The following is a 15,252-nucleotide window of genomic DNA, read 5'->3' on the forward strand; positions in this document are numbered from 1 at the left end:
GATGGCGCAAATTGAATTGCAGGATGTTTGCCTCAGCTATTTTACTTTGAAGCAAGAGACCGAGGCGATACGCAAAATCAATATGTCGATTCAAGCGGGTGAGTTTATTAGCATTGTTGGTCCAAGCGGTTGCGGGAAGAGTACGATGCTCTCTCTGATCTCCGGCATGTATAGACCAACAAAAGGCAGTGTGATGATTGACGGGCAGGAAGTGATCGGCACTTCGCCCAAGGTGGGATATATGCTGCAGCATGATCATTTGTTTGAATGGCGCGATATTTTGAGCAACTTGCTCGTTGGCGCTGAGGTACGCAAGATGGATTTGCAGAAAGCGAGGCGGAAAGCCATGGAGCTTCTGGACCGCTACGGGTTGGGCGGCTTTGCCCATCATAGTCCGGCACAGCTCTCGGGCGGGATGCGCCAAAGAGTCGCCTTAATCCGTACGCTCGTGACGGAGCCGGACATTTTGCTGCTCGATGAACCGTTTTCCGCTCTCGATTATCAAACGCGGATCACGCTGAACGATGAAATTTTCAAGATCATCAAAGATCAAGGGAAGACCGCCGTGCTTGTCACTCACGATATCTCCGAGGCCATCAGTATGGGAGACCGGGTCATGGTCATGTCCAAACGGCCGAGCACGATTTCATCCGTTTATAATATTGAGCTTGGTAAGGGAGAAACGTTGACTCCGTGGAACAAACGAGAAGCAGTCGGTTACAATGAGTACTTTAATCAAATTTGGAGGGAGTTGGAAGGACATGTCGTCACTGCCGGTTAGTGAGCCCAGTATAGGTTCAGAAACGAGAAAGGAACAATCGATTGCCTTGGTTGCGGAAATTCCGGAAAAGGCAGAGTCAGTTCAATACGCCCAATATCTTCGGGTACAAAAGCGCAGGCTATGGGCGGTTCGCCTCACCCAATTGTTGGTACTCGTCCTGTTCCTGGGGCTGTGGGAACTTGCCGCGAATATGAAGTGGGTGGACTCCATGCTAACCAGCAAACCCTCGCAAATTGTCCACTCCTTTCAAGAGCTTGCCTTTCATGGCGATCTGTTGAAGCATACATGGACTACAGCCATTGAAACCTTCATCGGTATCGTCGTGTCCATGCTGTTCGGTACGCTCGTAGCAGTTGTGTTCTGGTGGTCAACCTTTGCTTCCAAGGTATTGGAACCGTACGTCGTCGTATTGAACGCATTGCCAAAGGTTGCGCTTGGGCCTATCTTTTACATCTGGCTCGGAGATAAGTACTCGATTTACGGGATGGCTATGGCCATATCGGTCATCGTCACTATTATTATGGTGGAGAGCGGGTTCAAAGAGATTAGCAAAACGAAGCTTAAACTCATGGAATCCTTCGGTGCAACCAAGGCGCAGATGCTAAGGATGGTGCTGCTGCCGGCAAGTATTCCTAACTTGATTGCAACGCTAAAAGTCAATGTCGGTTTGACGCTGGTCGGCGTCATTATGGGAGAATTCCTGTCCTCTAAAGCGGGACTCGGTTATTTGATTATTTACGGCGGCCAAGTTTTCCAAATGAACATGGTCATGGTGAGTATAGCGATGTTGGCGCTTCTATCCATTGTTATGTACGGATTAGTGAATGTCATTGGACGATTTGCGAAGAAAAAGTACCACTTTGAAACGTAGTTTGTTAATCAGTTTCGATAAAGCAAGAGATGCATAGCGTGAGGAGGCTTCGAGTGATAGCTCGGAGCTTTTTTTGAAAGATAAGAAATTGAGTCTACTCAAACAAATATTTCTCGTTGTAAAGACGGCTGTGCGGCAAAGTTGAAGGGCTATGTTGCATTACATACAACGTAATGGTGTGGTCAGACTGCGATTGTGTCTTTCGTTGCACATCATACAACCATTTGTTGCAAAAGGTGAATTGTAAGCGGTTTAAATGCAACAATCGTTGTATGAAGTGCAATATAGAGGCGAAGTGAGGCCCCTTTTGGCTCCCTGAGGGGAACTATAGGGCCCTATTTCATCGAAATAGGCTCCTCTTCACGTGGAGGAGAACTGACGTCCTCTATTTGTCCGTTTTCTTGAAGAAATCGGGAGTAAGTCGCCAAATAGGGCCCTGGAGTTCCGCTTGAACGCGGAAACGGGCTTAATTTGTTAGAATAGCGCCCTGTAGTTCTTCTAGGTGGCCAACCAGCCTTAACCAGCTAAATTACGGAGGGGAAGTAACTCTTCCAACGATTCCTTTCGCATCTACCTTGACAAACGCGCTCGTCCTAAAAGGACGACGAAGTCGGTTATCCTTGTTTTATGGGGCGGGGATGCTGGAGGCGGGCGGAGTATAGGTAACTCCAGCTAAAAAAAGAGAGGCGCTGAACGCGTCCTCTCTCTGCAGTCATGTATCTTTATTTATTGTTCGGCAGCGCTTTGACAGCTGCAACAGCATTGTTTGCGATTTCCGTTGCATCAACACGGGTAATGTCAGCTTTTGGATTAAAGGTGGCGTCTGGATTTAATTTAACGATTTTAAGAGCGATCGCTGTTTGAATGGAACCTGAGTGTAAAATGTCGATCTGGTCATTGTCTTTAATATCAACTGGAACGACCTTGATCATAGGCAGTTTGCCGCTTGACTGAAGCGTCTGAACGAGCAGGTTTGTGAATGACTCACGCGTCATTTTGGAGTTCGGGTCAATCTTGATGTTAATGTCTGTATCCACGAGTCCAAGTGTTTCCGTGATCAGTCTTACGCCTTCCGTTGCAGTAATGGCTGCACCTGGATCTGAATGTACTTGGTGAGATTTCAGATAGTCAACAACGTTAGTTGCAATTTCGGTTGCATCAGCACGGGTAATCTCAGCTTTAGGATCGAACTTGCCATCCGAATTTAACTGCACGGCACCAATGGCAATCGCTGTTTGGATAGCGCCTGTATTTAAGATGTCGATCTGGTCGTTATCTTTGATATCAACTGGAACGACCTTGATCATAGGCAGTTTACCGCTTGATTGAAGCGTCGTAACGAGCAGATTCGTGAATGACTCACGAGTCATTTTGGAGTTCGGGTCAATCTTAATTTTAATGTCTGTATCAACAAGTCCCAATGTCTCAGTAATCAGCTTCACACCTTCTGTTGCTGTAAGGGCTTCAGTTGGAGCCGCTGGCGCTTGGTGAGCTTTCAAATATTCAATGGCGTTGAAAATTTCTTCTGCTGCATCCGCGCGAGTGATTTCAGCTTTTGGATTCATTTTTCCATCTGCACTCAATTTGATCACCCCATAGTTAATTGCGCGCTGGATGGAGCCGGAATATTCAACGTTAATTTGATCGTTATCTTTAATATCTGCAACAACCGGATTAATCAGCGGCAGCTTACCGTATGTTTCCATCGCGTGAATGAGCTGATGTGTGAACTGTTCACGAGTTAAGGTTGCATTAGGGTCTAAATCTTTTGGGAGCTCAACATTATTGACGGCAGCCGTGATAAGCGCATTGGCATACCAAGCATCATTAATAGCTTTAACGAAATAATCAGTTGCTTTTGGCTCTTTTACGAATTTCACCAAATCCAGATTGAGTTTGAATGCATTAACAAGCAATTGAACGCCTTGTGCTTCTGACATCGCGGCTTGAGGAGCAAACAACTCAGGCGTGATGCCGGATACGATACCGCTTTGTTGTAGGGCCATGATTTTGTCCTTGGCTGCAACTTTATCCAAATCTGTAAAGCTCGGCGCTGCTGCGAAGCTTTGTCCTACAAGTGTTAAAGAGAAAACAGCAGTGGCTGCTGATAGAGTCATCGTTTTGAATATTTTTTTCATAAATTTCACCTCATAATAGTTTGTTTATTTCTTTCACAATCTCATAAACGGCGGGTTGAAAGAAAAGGTTGCAAACTTTTTTAATATTTTTGGATAATTCTCAAATGATAACGGATATAGAAGGTAACGAATGGCCTGTCCAATACGTTGGTGAAAACGGATTTTCGGAGGGGTGAACACATCACATCATCGGTTTCTACAACAACGAACTGACACAACACAATCAGCCGCGCCACGCCTAATGAAACAACAGCGGCTTTCTAAGACTTTTTCAAGTCCTAGACGGCCGCTGTTTGGTTTGTGATTAAAAATATACAATATTTACTTAATATAACATATTTATAAAAGTGGCGTTTACATGCGCCTATCGGTAAGATTGATTAGAACCAATACGGGCGCTAGCCCAAGGGTCTCTAGCAGTATACATGCTATTAAAGGCATTAACTGCGGCAGTGGCTACTTCAATATCTTGCGCGCTTGTGCCTCCGCTTACTCCGATGCCGCCGATGACTTTGTCGTTAAGGAGAAGAGGTATGCCTCCGCCCAGAATGGTCACTCTTCCATGATTGGTCGTGTTAATCCCGAATGAGGGAGATCCTGGGAGGGCCGATTGCGCAAGGTTGGCTGTCGGCATTTGCATGGCAACGCTAGTCCAGGCTTTGCCTTGCGAGATATCGATCCCGGCAATTCGCGCGCCGTCCATCCGATGGAAAGCGATCAGGTTCGCGCCTTCATCAACAATTGCGATATCGCTGTTCAGTCCCATTTGCCGGGCCTTCTGTTCGGCGACTTCCATAACATATTTTGCCGTTTCTAACGTTAGTCTGTACATCACGTTCACTCCTCAGAATTGGAATACTCCGATATTGTATGGTCATTCCCCCGGCGGGGTGAATTCAATTATAGGGGGTCCCAATTCGTGATATGATGAGAAGTAGAGTGAGTCTCATAAAATATGCAATTGCTTGAGACACTCGAGGGTGATCGTCTTAGCGGTCGTACCACTACTATCCACGTTGGTGGCGAATACCCATGAAGTTTTATCGGTCTCCACATAGCCGATATACCATCCGAGGCCCATATCGGAAAGCCTTGTCCCTGTTTTCCCATGAACGGTGTATGCGTCTTGTTCGTTATCGATCATAATGCGTTTGACCGTTTTCATCGTTTGCTTATGGAACGGCAGCGATTCTTCCACGAGATTCTCTATGAACTGAACTTGCTCTTGTGCGGAGATCGTTAAGCTGCTGTTCAACCAGAACGTATCGATGCCGCCACTTATATCTTGATTGCCATATCCAATTCGATTGAGATTGTTTTGCATCCGTTCAGGGCCAATGTCCCGAGCCATCGCTTGGTAATACCAGATAGCGGAATTTCGCATAGCGGAAGCTAACGTATGATCGCGATTCCAGACGTCGAATTCCCGAACGATTCCGTCCCAGCGTTTAACTTCGTACTCATCCTCTACGGCATGTTCCTCCAAGCCGATGAGTGCATTAGCAACTTTGAATGAGGATTCGGGTGTGAAACGCTGATTGCTCCTCTGGGGATTATAGGTATACAAGTTATCCGTCTTCAAATTTTTGATCACGATTGTCCCTGTTATTCCATGGAATAGTTCTTCTACATGAAGTTCCTTGTTGGCGGGCTTGGCGCTAGCTGAACTCGCGATACTGGCGAAAGAGCTTGTACTTGTAAATAGCATGGCAATAAGCAGTAAGACGATTACCTTCATTTTATTCATTTTTTTCATCATGCATCACTCCTTTTTGGTTTAAAATGGAAACAATTTACTTTCTTCACGTTGAGTATACGAGGAATGGCATGCATTTGATAGGGTAGTATTCTTGAATTGTACCCTTACAGTTGGGAAGAAGAGGGGATGAACCCTATGTTATATGAAGAGATTGTGGATCAGATAATGAAGCAAATTGAGGAAGGGACTTTGAAGCCGGGCAACAGGCTGCCTTCTATTCGTGCTTTAACGCAGAAATTCGCTTGCAGCAAAAATACGATTATGAAAGCTTATGGCGAATTAGAGAAGAGGCACATCATCTATTCGGTGCCCCAGAGCGGCTATTACGTCTTGGAGGGTTATCGAAGACGGGAAAAGTTGGAGGGAGTGCACGGTACAATTGACTTCCTTTCGGCTGGACCTGATCGGCATGCGATGCCTTATCGGGATTTCCAACACTGTATCAATCAAGCCATTGAACGCTATAAAGAAGAGATGTTCACGTACTCGGACATTCAAGGGCTTGGATCGCTTCGCGTCCAGCTGGCCAAGCATTTGCAAGAGCTTCAGGTGTTCACAGTGCCTGATAAGATTTATGTCGTTTCCGGTTCGCAGCAAGCTCTGCATCTGCTTCTATCCCTGCCTTTTCCGAATGGCAAACGCCATATCTGTCTGGAGCAGCCCACGCACGCTGGGTTTATTGAATCTATACGTCAGCATGGAAGCGAGACTTATGGCATAGAAGTAGGAAACGAGGGGATCGATCTAACGCGGTTAGAGCAGTTTTTCAAACATAACGATATCAAGTTGTTCTACACAGTGTCCAGATTCCACAATCCGACCGGCTACAGCCATACGAATGAAACAAAGCGAAAAATCGTCGAATTAGCGCAGCAATATGATGTGTATATTATTGAGGATGACTATATGGGCGACCTGGACTCGAATGCCAAGGCTGATCCGATGTTTGCCTACGATCCTTCCGGCAGAGTGATTTATGTCAAAAGCTTCTCGAAAGTGATGCTGCCCGGCCTCCGACTTGGCTTAGCCGTACTTCCTGATACCTTGCGGGAAGATTATCTGCGAGCTAAGTTCGCCGCAGACGTACATACGCCTATGCTGACGCAAGGCGCGCTTGAGATTTACCTTCAAAGCGGAATGTTCAGTGCTCACATTGAACGTATGAGGAAACTGTATAGCAAGAAGGCTGCACTCCTGCAGCAAGCTTTCCGGAAGTGGCTGCCTGCTATCGCCACCTACTCGGGTTCCTTATCCGGCTTCTATTCCACCATTGAGTTGCCGTTGCCGATGAAAGCGAAGATGCTTCAGGAATACCTGAAGCATCAGAATGTTTTAGTGGATCATGCAGAGCGCATGTACCTCCCTGATTTTGCTAAAGATAACGTGATTCGGCTTAGTATCTCTCAAGTGGATGAGGATTTGATTGAGCGAGGCGTTCAGATGATTGCAAAAGGGATAACTGAGCTGCTCAGCAGGCGGACGGAAGTGAGATTTGTGAGTGGAGATAAAAAAAGATGACACCTATACTTATACGAATCATCTATGCTTGGCTGTCAATTATCCTTGTTCATGCTGTTGAACGGCTCGAGCTACGCGCTCTCCTAGTTCGGTAGAGGCATTGTAGAGATAGTTCAGAACAATGTTTTGCGTATTCTTGGATATGCCGGACAGATCGCCAGAGAGATTAGCAACCAAGTGATCTTGCTGCACAGGAGAGAGTGAGTAGTAATACTGGCCCGCTTGCGTAAAATCATCCTGCTTCGGGATATCCGATCGCATGAGATGGCCTTCTACGTATCTTCCATTCCCGCTGGTTACCAACGAATCAGGGGACCAGTTGGCCTGGTGGTTAATAGGAACCTTACGGAAATCCGGCCCCATTCGCCGGCGCTGAGAATCCCAGTAAATATTGTTGCGTCCTTGCAGCAGCTTGTCGTCTGACATTTCGGCACCTTCCAATAAATTGGCGGGTGAAAAAGCTATTTTCTCCACTTGCTCCATGTAGTTATCCGGATTACGGTTCAACACAAGCCGGCCTACTGGCTGCAGCGGATATTGCCGTTCATCCCAAACTTTGGTATCATCCAATGGATCAAACGGAAGAGATGTTTCATCCGAGGGGTTCATCAACTGTACGTAAAGTCCGTATTCAACCGTGTTTCCCGCTGCTAAATGATCGTATAAATCTTTGCCAGCGAAATCCGGGTTCTCCGCTGCAAGCTGAGTGGCTTCGCGACTGTCTATGTACTGCACGCCGGCAAAAGGAACCCAATGATATTTGACATACGTACGGGCGCCTGTTGCATTCTTCCAAACATAAGTGTTAACACTGTGTCCAGGGGTGTGACGAAAACTCTTAAGCGTACCGGCGTCGGAATAGAGCCAAAGAAGAAAATGCGTGGCCTCCGGTGTTCTCGCTATGAAGCTCCATAACCGCTCGGGATCGATGAGATTATTTACCGGTGAGGGTAAGGAGGCTTTAATAAACTCTGGAAAGCGCATGGCGTCGCGTACCGCAAAAACGGGGATGTGATTGCAAAGGAGATCAAAAACACCTTTTTCCGTATAAAACTTGGTGGAGAAGCCACGTACATTGCGGGAAGTGTCCGGGGTACCCTTGTTGCTGACAGCAAACGAGAACCTCACCGTGATAGGGACCTGCTGACCTGGACTTTGAAGAAAACAAAGCTGAGTGTATGCCGCCATGGAATGGACGGTCTGAAAGTACCCGAAAGCGCCGTATCCTTTGACGTGTACCGGCCTTTCAAGCATCTTTTCATGGATAAAAGTTTCCAGTGTTTCATGCAGAACGCTGTCCTGTTCCAGTACGGGACCTCGGTCACCGACAGTTTGCGAATGATGGGTAGCCGGTTTAACAGTTGACCATTGTGTAGGGGAATGACCATGAAGCTGCTGATCATTTATCATAGGCTGCGATGGCTGGATGGAAGGTCTTCGGGGAAATTCTTTATTATCTTTCATCATTGTACCTCCTGTATCAAACCGTCAATTCTCCCTGATCTCTTATTATTTATGTTGAACATCCCTGCACTTATGACAATCCTTTATGGACGAAATCGCTTACGTAGCGGGAGATTGATCTTTGACAATTGTAATTGAAAAGTTACAATGTGTATGTTTTGCTCTGGCTGAAAGGTTTACAAAAATCACATATTCGGTAGTAGACTTAATGGGGGAACCGGATTTGTACAAACCATCCTGACCTGGATCAGGGAGGATAGGAGGTCTTTGACAGCACAAAATCGACATATTTACTAAAACGTCTGCAGCGTTTAATCTTCAATTTGTAAGCGCTAGCAGCTTTCAAAGATGACCATAAGGGAGGACATGCAATGTTGAAGAGAAAGAAGCAAGTCGTGGCGTCCGCACTCGTGTTAGCGGTATCACTTTCCGTATTAAGCGGTTGCGCAACTAAAAAAGAGAATGAAAGCGCCGCAAGCGGAAGTGCAAACTCGAAGGCAAGCTCAGTGAATAAAGAAGGGTTCCCGATCGTGAAGAATCCGCTGACTTTATCGATCATGGCTCCGGATATGGGGATTCAGAACTGGAAGGATATGCCGGTCATGCAAGAGATGGAGAAGCTTACGGGCATCAAGATCGATTACCGGAATGCTCCTCGTGACAGTTTTGATACGAAGAAAAACCTTGTTTTTGCAAGCGGCGATTACCCGGACATTTTCTTCGCATCGAAACTGACACAAGCGGAAGAGCTGAACTACGGAAGCCAAGGCATCTTGATTCCTTTGGAGAAGCTGATCGATGAGTACGCTCCGAATATTAAGAAAGTGTTGGCCGATAAACCGGATATTCGGAAGTCAATCACAGCACCGGACGGACATATTTATTCGCTTCCACGCATTGAACCGTTCCAGCCGTGGTACCGAAATCCGATGTGGTACAACGGCAAGATGCTGAAGGAGCTCAATGTGACGAAGCTGCCGGAGACGACGGATGAGCTGTATGATTTGCTGAAGCGCGCCAGAGATGAAGATCCGAACAAAAACGGCAAAAAGGATGAGATTCCGTTGTCCTCTTCCTCAGGCATCAAGCTGAGAGATATCCGTACGTGGCTTCTTGGCGCATTTGGAGCCTATGAGGAAGAATTGTACGTGGATGATAAAGGAAAAGTTCACTATACACCGGCTGAAGACGCTTATAAAGGCTACGTAACGTACCTCAACAAGCTCTGGGCCGACAATCTGCTGGATCACGAATCCTTCTCACAGACGGATGACCAGAAGAAAGCGAAGATTAAAAACGATCAAGTGCTGCTGTTCTCCGACTGGCATGCTTACATGTCCCATGGCGGGAAGCCTAACACCGAGGACGTTATGTTCAGTCCGGTTCGCAGTGACAAGGTAAGCGCCCCAGCCATTGCGAGCAATAAAGGTTTCTCGACAGGCACATTTGCAATCTCCAAATCCAATAAATCACCGGAAGCGTCGATTCGTTGGGTAGACTATATGTACTCACCGGAAGGCCAAATGCTGTTCAACAAAGGGCCAGAGGGCATTCTGTGGAAATATACGGACAGCACCAAGAGCAAAATTGAGTACCTGCCAGTGCCGAATGGTGAAGATAGAGAGACATATCGCTCCAAGATTACACCTAACTTCGGTATCGCTTCACCAATGGTTGTACCGGATGAGCCTGTGAAGGACGATTTCGCGAAATGGGTGGAAAATGAGTCCAAAACCAAACTGCTGGACCGTGGCGCACGCGTACCGTTCCCGGCATTATACTTGACGGAAGCGGAATCTGGTGAAGTTGCGGCACTGCGCTCCGATCTCACAACTTATGTTGCGCAGATGGAAGCAAAGTTTACTACTGGACAAGAATCGCTGGACGGCTGGGACAAGTATGTACAAACCCTGAAGAAGATGGGGGCGGACCGTTTCCAAGAGATTTATCAAAAAGCATATGATCGTTGGAAAAACAGCTAGTGAATGACTGAACGAATAGAAGCGGGCGTAGAGGTGAGATTGACCTTTACGCCTTTTTTTTACGTGAATCTTTAAATTTTGAGGGGCGAGTTCTCCCGTATGAACGAAAGAAAGGAACTACGAGCCGTTATTCTCCTGAAAAGGCAGTTTTTCCATCTGGAATGGGAACTACGGGGCGCTATTTTGGCAATTCCACCTGGAAAATGTGGTGTGGTGGCCAAATAAGATCCTGTAGTTCCGCTCGGAGAGGAAACTGTTCATTTTTAGTTAAATAGGGGACTCTAGTTCTTTTAAGGATAGCCTTGGCAGGATCTCCGTTGGTTAATGAAAGTTGTAATAGGCAGGTGCGGCGGAGGTTGGTTGTATGGTGAATAGTGTGATGGGATGGAGCGTAGATGGCAGGTAACATTGAAGTGTGATTGTAGAACCTGGTGTGTGTGAACGCGGATAATGGCGTTGGCGTTGGCTAGAGTATGGGTATGAATTTAGCGCAACTAAAAAGCTCCCCGCAGCCGGTAAGGGCTAACGAGGAGCTTATTATGCTACTAGACGAGTCCTTCGTCCATAGCCTTGCAAATCAGAGAGGCGAAAAGACTATTTGACCAAGCGAACCATGGTCTCGAGAAATTGGAAGGATCATCCGGATGGAATCCTTCGTGCATGTAGCCTGTGTCCGCATCCGTATTGATCAGCGTCTGGATAAGCTCCTTGATCTCGTCGACATTGTTGGAAGTCAACGCTTGCACAGACAAGGCCATATGCCAGACGTAGCCGCCAGGCGTATGAGGGCTGCCGATGCCTTTGGCGTATTTGCCTTCGAAATAATACGGATTATCGAAGCTAAGCGCGAACTTGCGCGTATTCTGGTAGATCGGATCGTCGATGCCGGTGTACCCGATGTAAGGGATGGTGATCAAGCCAGGTGTCCCTGCATCGTCCATCAGGCAGTAGTTGCCGTAACCGTCCGTTTCGTAGGCATAAATCTTGCCGTATTTCGGATGGTCGACGATGCCGTATGTTTGGATGCCGAAGTCGATCTCTTTCCGCAATTTCTCTGCGCGTGCAGCTAGGCGTGTATCGTTGTAGATATCCGCAGCCATTTCGATAATGTGGCCGAGAATCACGACGGCAAACATGTTGCCCGGAATATTGTAGCCGTACAGGTTGGCATCGTCGCTCGGACGGAAAGCGGACCAGGTCATGCCGGTGTAGTTGGACGGAAGACCACGCCCGTTATTTTGGAGCGTTTCTGTATGCTGCTTTGTTTGGCGCGTAAAATGATACAGTGACTTTTGATCATGATACTGTTCGGTAATCATCAAGTTCACGATGGACGTCAGCGCCTGGTAAACCGAATGGGTGAAAACTTCAGTAATCCCGGTTTCCTTCCAGTAAGAGTAAAGAAGCTGCACAGGGAAGCAGAGAGAATCGATTTCATATTTCCGCTCCCACATCCACGGGTTCAGATCGCAATCGTCTGTATCTCGGTAGTGCTTGTCACTTGCAGTTTCATTAAAAGCATTGGTGTAAGGATCAATGTTGATGTAAAACATTTGGCGCGCGATGAGACCGCCGATGATGCGTTGCAGGTCCTTATCTTGCTTGGCGAAAGGAATGTAGTGGCGAACCTGCTCCGTAGAGTCACGCAGCCACATGGCTGGAATATCTCCTGTAAATACGAAGGTGGTGCCATCGTCAAGGAGCTTGGTTGTTGTTTCCAGCGTGTTCGGGAAGCAGTTTCTGAACAGCTTTTGCAGCTTCGGGTTGTGTGCGAGTTTAAGATCGGCTTCGTTCAGAAATTCGGTAATGGAAGCGGGTAAATTCATGATGAATATTCCTCCTGGGATATAAGGTTTAGGATAGTTTGTGCTGAAACGCATAAGTGATAATTTCAGACTTGCCTGCTGTAGTGCGGATTAACCCGTTTGTGAGTTCGACCGAATCGTGATGGCGCTCCAGAATGTCACTCTGATAGCCTGCAGCGACCGGGAAGGAAGGCTTCAGCGTCAGCTGCTCCGCCTCGTTGGCGAGATTGTACAGTCGGACAATGACATCGTCATGGTCCAGGGACATCTTGAATGCCGACAAAGCAAGCGATGAGCCACTCCATTCCAACGCTTGATAACTACTCGGCAGCGTGCCTTGCTGTTGTCCCATCGCAGTCGTGTGGAACCACGGCGATTGGAATTGGTACGCCGAGGCGAATGCGCCGGATTCGATCGCGTTGCCCTTATGCGGATAAATCGCAAACTCGACCGTATGATCGCCAAGACATTGGGCTTCCGGTGTCGGGAAAACGCCCCAATCGCCCAACTCGGACACACTGCGAAGCAAGGTGACGGCAATGGTGTTCTTGCCGTCGCGTAAGACCTCGTATTCGTTCAGCCCTTTATTGGCGATCATCAGGCCTTGCGTGCCATCCGATACGCTGATGAAAGCCTGTTGATGCTGGGCGTTGCTCGGATTGACCCACTCCGTGGCCGGCACTGTATCGCGTTCAGCAGCTTCAAAAATCGAATCAGCCAGATGCGTCGACGCTGTCAGTCCGGTAGGGAACAGCACCCGGAGGCGGTGATCCTTGGCTTGGTTATTGTAGGAAGCCGATACCTGAACGCCTTTCCTGGACTGCTCGAGGCTGATACGAGTGATCAGCTCGAATGGCACCAGCTCGCTTGAGCGCGAAACCGCACGCTTGCGGAAAGGAACCATTTTCCGCTTCTCATCTTCGAACAGCTCCGAAGCGGAAGCCGGGATGAGCCAAGTATGCTTGATCTCATAGGTCACTCGATAAGGCTCATTTTCAACCAGTTTTACTTGAGCCGGCAAACCTTTGGTTGTCAAAGCTATATCTCCGTCAGGTTGACGGAAAACGTACTCATTCCCGAGATCGCCGCAGTTTTCATATACGCCCATGCCTTCGTAGGTGAAACCTGTCTCTTTGTCGGTAATATCATAAGAGCCGTCTGCGTGAATACTAACCGCTATATGCGCGTTGGCCATGCCGGAATCCGTCGCGATTAGCGGACTATTTACTGCCTCAGCTTGCACTGTAGGATCGCTAACCCAGGCCCACGTTTTGAAGCCCAACGCCGGAACCTGCTGCGCTTCGAAAGTCAACGCGATTCTGCGCGCCATATAAGGCTGCCGGAATTTATCCTTCGGCAATTCGTAGCCAAAGTGCACGCCCAGATCCTCCGCCTTGGCCGAAATAGCCTGGCCGTGGTCGTCCAGCAACACGCCATTGTCCAAGTTCAATGGCAGTTGGGCCAGCCTCTCCGCAATGGCCGGCGGGTTCGGGCCTTCTTTGAAGTAAGATTTGGCGACGAGTAATTCAATACGGACAGTGCCTGTACGTTCCCAGCCAGTCATGTTGTAGATCGTGACAGGCAGGCTGTCTTTCGGCCAGGAGGCAACACGGGCTGTATCGATTTGTCCTGCCAACACCTGCAAGCTTTCGTCGATGATGGTTTCGGTCAAGTGCCTGCTCTTGTCGAAGCGCGTGACCATCTCGCGATGAACCTCGTCCACGCTGCATCCGCAGATGCTGTCATGCGGATGGTTCTGCATCAGCGTCTTCCATGCATGGGTGAGCAGCTGATGCGGGTAGGCTTTGCCAGCCGCCAGATGAGCTAGCGTCGCCAGAGGTTCAGCGCCCTTCTCTAGCAGCGTCTGTCCAAGTTGGTTCAGCTGCTTGAGATAGACACGGGCGGATGCGGTATTGACCAGCGTGCCCCAGCCGTCAGTGTGCTGGCTGCGCAGCTCGCCTTGGATGGTCACCATGTCATCGGGCAGCTGCTTTTTGAGCGCATCGATATACTGCTCGAAACTAGAGTGAATGAAATCGACATCAGGGTAGAGTGCTTTGGCGGTGTCGATAGCTTCGCTAAGATCGCGTTGGATCGGCTGATGGTCACAGCCGTTCATGAACAGCAGCTCCGATGTAGACGCGTACTTCTGTGCATCGCCCAGCCGTTTGTCCCAGAATGCCTTGGCTGCTTCCGCTTCGACCGGAACCTCGTTGCCATTGCTGTACCAGTTGGCGAACAGGATTCCGATAACTTTGGAGCCGTCCGGGGACGACCAATACATCTCGGAATAGGGAGATTCGTAGCCGGAGCCGTGCGCGTCAATGACAACATTGTCGAAACCGGTTGGTTTTACACCGCGTCCGAACACAGCCGTATCAATGTCCGCTTGTTTTAGCAATTGTGGCGCTTGGCCCATGTTACCAAAGGAATCAGGAAAGTATCCCAGCTTGGAGATGACGCCGTATTTGGCCGCATCCTGATGTCCGATCAGCAAATTCCGGACATTCGCTTCCGAACTGGTCAAGAATTCATCCTGCAGGACATACCAAGGACCAATAATGATGCGGCCAGCTTTGATGTAGGCTTCCAATTGCTCTCTTTTTTCAGGATGAACCTGCAGATAGTCTTCGATAATAATCGTTTGTCCGTCCAGATGGAAATAACGGTACTCAGAGTCACGCTCGAGCGTGTCTAGCAGATCGTTCATCAGTTCGGTTAATAGATAGTGATGGCGCTCGTACGGCATATACCACTCACGATCCCAGTGACTATGTGAGATCAGATGAGCTGATTTTTTAGTCATAGAATGAAAACCCTCCTTTTATAAAGTAAAAATGGGGACCAAAAATCAGTCATTTTTATTTTACTTCGTAGACAGATTCACACATATCGTCGGGAATGACAATATGTATGATTTGCTCATGATAATTC

Annotated in this window: 10 protein-coding genes; 4 read left to right on the forward strand and 6 right to left on the reverse strand. The window is 48.0% G+C overall.

Features of this window, described 5'->3' with window-relative positions; all coding sequences use genetic code 11:
• Position 1: 1 nt before the first annotated feature.
• Together AC3WTJ_RS04690 and AC3WTJ_RS04695 are read left to right on the forward strand one after the other, a co-directional pair.
• Positions 2 to 781 carry an ABC transporter ATP-binding protein gene (locus tag AC3WTJ_RS04690; RefSeq protein WP_492520796.1) on the forward strand — a complete coding sequence of 260 codons (780 nt, stop codon included), beginning with the start codon at positions 2 to 4 and terminating at the stop codon, positions 779 to 781.
• On the forward strand, positions 762 to 1,652 hold the full coding sequence (locus tag AC3WTJ_RS04695) for an ABC transporter permease (protein ID WP_492520797.1): 891 nt from the start codon (positions 762 to 764) through the stop codon (positions 1,650 to 1,652). The genes AC3WTJ_RS04690 and AC3WTJ_RS04695 overlap by 20 nt, the downstream gene beginning before the upstream one ends.
• 722 nt (positions 1,653 to 2,374) lie before the next feature.
• Here the strand turns inward: AC3WTJ_RS04695 and AC3WTJ_RS04700 are convergent.
• The 3 genes from AC3WTJ_RS04700 to blaOXA form a co-directional block, all read right to left on the reverse strand.
• The gene (locus AC3WTJ_RS04700) at positions 2,375 to 3,790 is read right to left on the reverse strand and encodes an S-layer homology domain-containing protein (protein ID WP_492520798.1); all 1,416 of its coding nucleotides are present in this window, start codon (positions 3,788 to 3,790) and stop codon (positions 2,375 to 2,377) included.
• A gap of 364 nt (positions 3,791 to 4,154) precedes the next feature.
• On the reverse strand, positions 4,155 to 4,622 hold the full coding sequence (locus AC3WTJ_RS04705; protein ID WP_492520799.1) for a GlcG/HbpS family heme-binding protein: 468 nt from the start codon (positions 4,620 to 4,622) through the stop codon (positions 4,155 to 4,157).
• Between the two features lie 114 nt (positions 4,623 to 4,736).
• The gene (blaOXA, locus tag AC3WTJ_RS04710; protein WP_492520975.1) at positions 4,737 to 5,528 is read right to left on the reverse strand and encodes a class D beta-lactamase; all 792 of its coding nucleotides are present in this window, start codon (positions 5,526 to 5,528) and stop codon (positions 4,737 to 4,739) included.
• A 156-nt stretch (positions 5,529 to 5,684) separates the two neighbouring features.
• Here blaOXA and AC3WTJ_RS04715 point away from each other — a divergent pair, with 156 nt between their 5' ends.
• Positions 5,685 to 7,067, forward strand: coding sequence for an aminotransferase-like domain-containing protein (locus AC3WTJ_RS04715; protein ID WP_492520800.1), 1,383 nt, complete (start codon positions 5,685 to 5,687; stop codon positions 7,065 to 7,067).
• A 39-nt stretch (positions 7,068 to 7,106) separates the two neighbouring features.
• Here the strand turns inward: AC3WTJ_RS04715 and AC3WTJ_RS04720 are convergent, their stop codons facing one another.
• Positions 7,107 to 8,477 carry a catalase gene (locus AC3WTJ_RS04720; RefSeq protein WP_492520976.1) on the reverse strand — a complete coding sequence of 457 codons (1,371 nt, stop codon included), beginning with the start codon at positions 8,475 to 8,477 and terminating at the stop codon, positions 7,107 to 7,109.
• A 425-nt stretch (positions 8,478 to 8,902) separates the two neighbouring features.
• Between AC3WTJ_RS04720 and AC3WTJ_RS04725 the strand changes: the two genes are divergently transcribed.
• Positions 8,903 to 10,513: an extracellular solute-binding protein gene (locus AC3WTJ_RS04725; protein WP_492520801.1), complete on the forward strand. Its 1,611-nt coding sequence runs from the start codon at positions 8,903 to 8,905 to the stop codon at positions 10,511 to 10,513.
• A gap of 545 nt (positions 10,514 to 11,058) precedes the next feature.
• Here AC3WTJ_RS04725 and AC3WTJ_RS04730 read toward each other — a convergent pair.
• A complete protein-coding gene (locus AC3WTJ_RS04730; protein ID WP_492520802.1) occupies positions 11,059 to 12,339 on the reverse strand; it encodes a glycoside hydrolase family 125 protein in 1,281 nt (426 codons plus the stop codon).
• A gap of 28 nt (positions 12,340 to 12,367) precedes the next feature.
• On the reverse strand, positions 12,368 to 15,124 hold the full coding sequence (locus AC3WTJ_RS04735; protein ID WP_492520803.1) for an alpha-mannosidase: 2,757 nt from the start codon (positions 15,122 to 15,124) through the stop codon (positions 12,368 to 12,370).
• Positions 15,125 to 15,252 lie beyond the last annotated feature (128 nt).

The sequence above is a fragment of the Paenibacillus sp. FW101-FHT12H11 genome, assembly GCF_058790355.1.

Coding starts and splice junctions, on each gene's coding strand:
- AC3WTJ_RS04715 (WP_492520800.1), top strand. CDS start 5,685: ATGTTATATGAAGAGATTGTGGATCAGATAATGAAGCAAATTGAGGAA.
- AC3WTJ_RS04690 (WP_492520796.1), top strand. CDS start 2: ATGGCGCAAATTGAATTGCAGGATGTTTGCCTCAGCTATTTTACTTTG.
- AC3WTJ_RS04735 (WP_492520803.1), bottom strand. CDS start 15,124: ATGACTAAAAAATCAGCTCATCTGATCTCACATAGTCACTGGGATCGT.
- AC3WTJ_RS04700 (WP_492520798.1), bottom strand. CDS start 3,790: ATGAAAAAAATATTCAAAACGATGACTCTATCAGCAGCCACTGCTGTT.
- AC3WTJ_RS04720 (WP_492520976.1), bottom strand. CDS start 8,477: ATGATAAATGATCAGCAGCTTCATGGTCATTCCCCTACACAATGGTCA.
- AC3WTJ_RS04695 (WP_492520797.1), top strand. CDS start 762: ATGTCGTCACTGCCGGTTAGTGAGCCCAGTATAGGTTCAGAAACGAGA.
- blaOXA (WP_492520975.1), bottom strand. CDS start 5,528: ATGAAGGTAATCGTCTTACTGCTTATTGCCATGCTATTTACAAGTACA.
- AC3WTJ_RS04705 (WP_492520799.1), bottom strand. CDS start 4,622: ATGTACAGACTAACGTTAGAAACGGCAAAATATGTTATGGAAGTCGCC.
- AC3WTJ_RS04730 (WP_492520802.1), bottom strand. CDS start 12,339: ATGAATTTACCCGCTTCCATTACCGAATTTCTGAACGAAGCCGATCTT.
- AC3WTJ_RS04725 (WP_492520801.1), top strand. CDS start 8,903: ATGTTGAAGAGAAAGAAGCAAGTCGTGGCGTCCGCACTCGTGTTAGCG.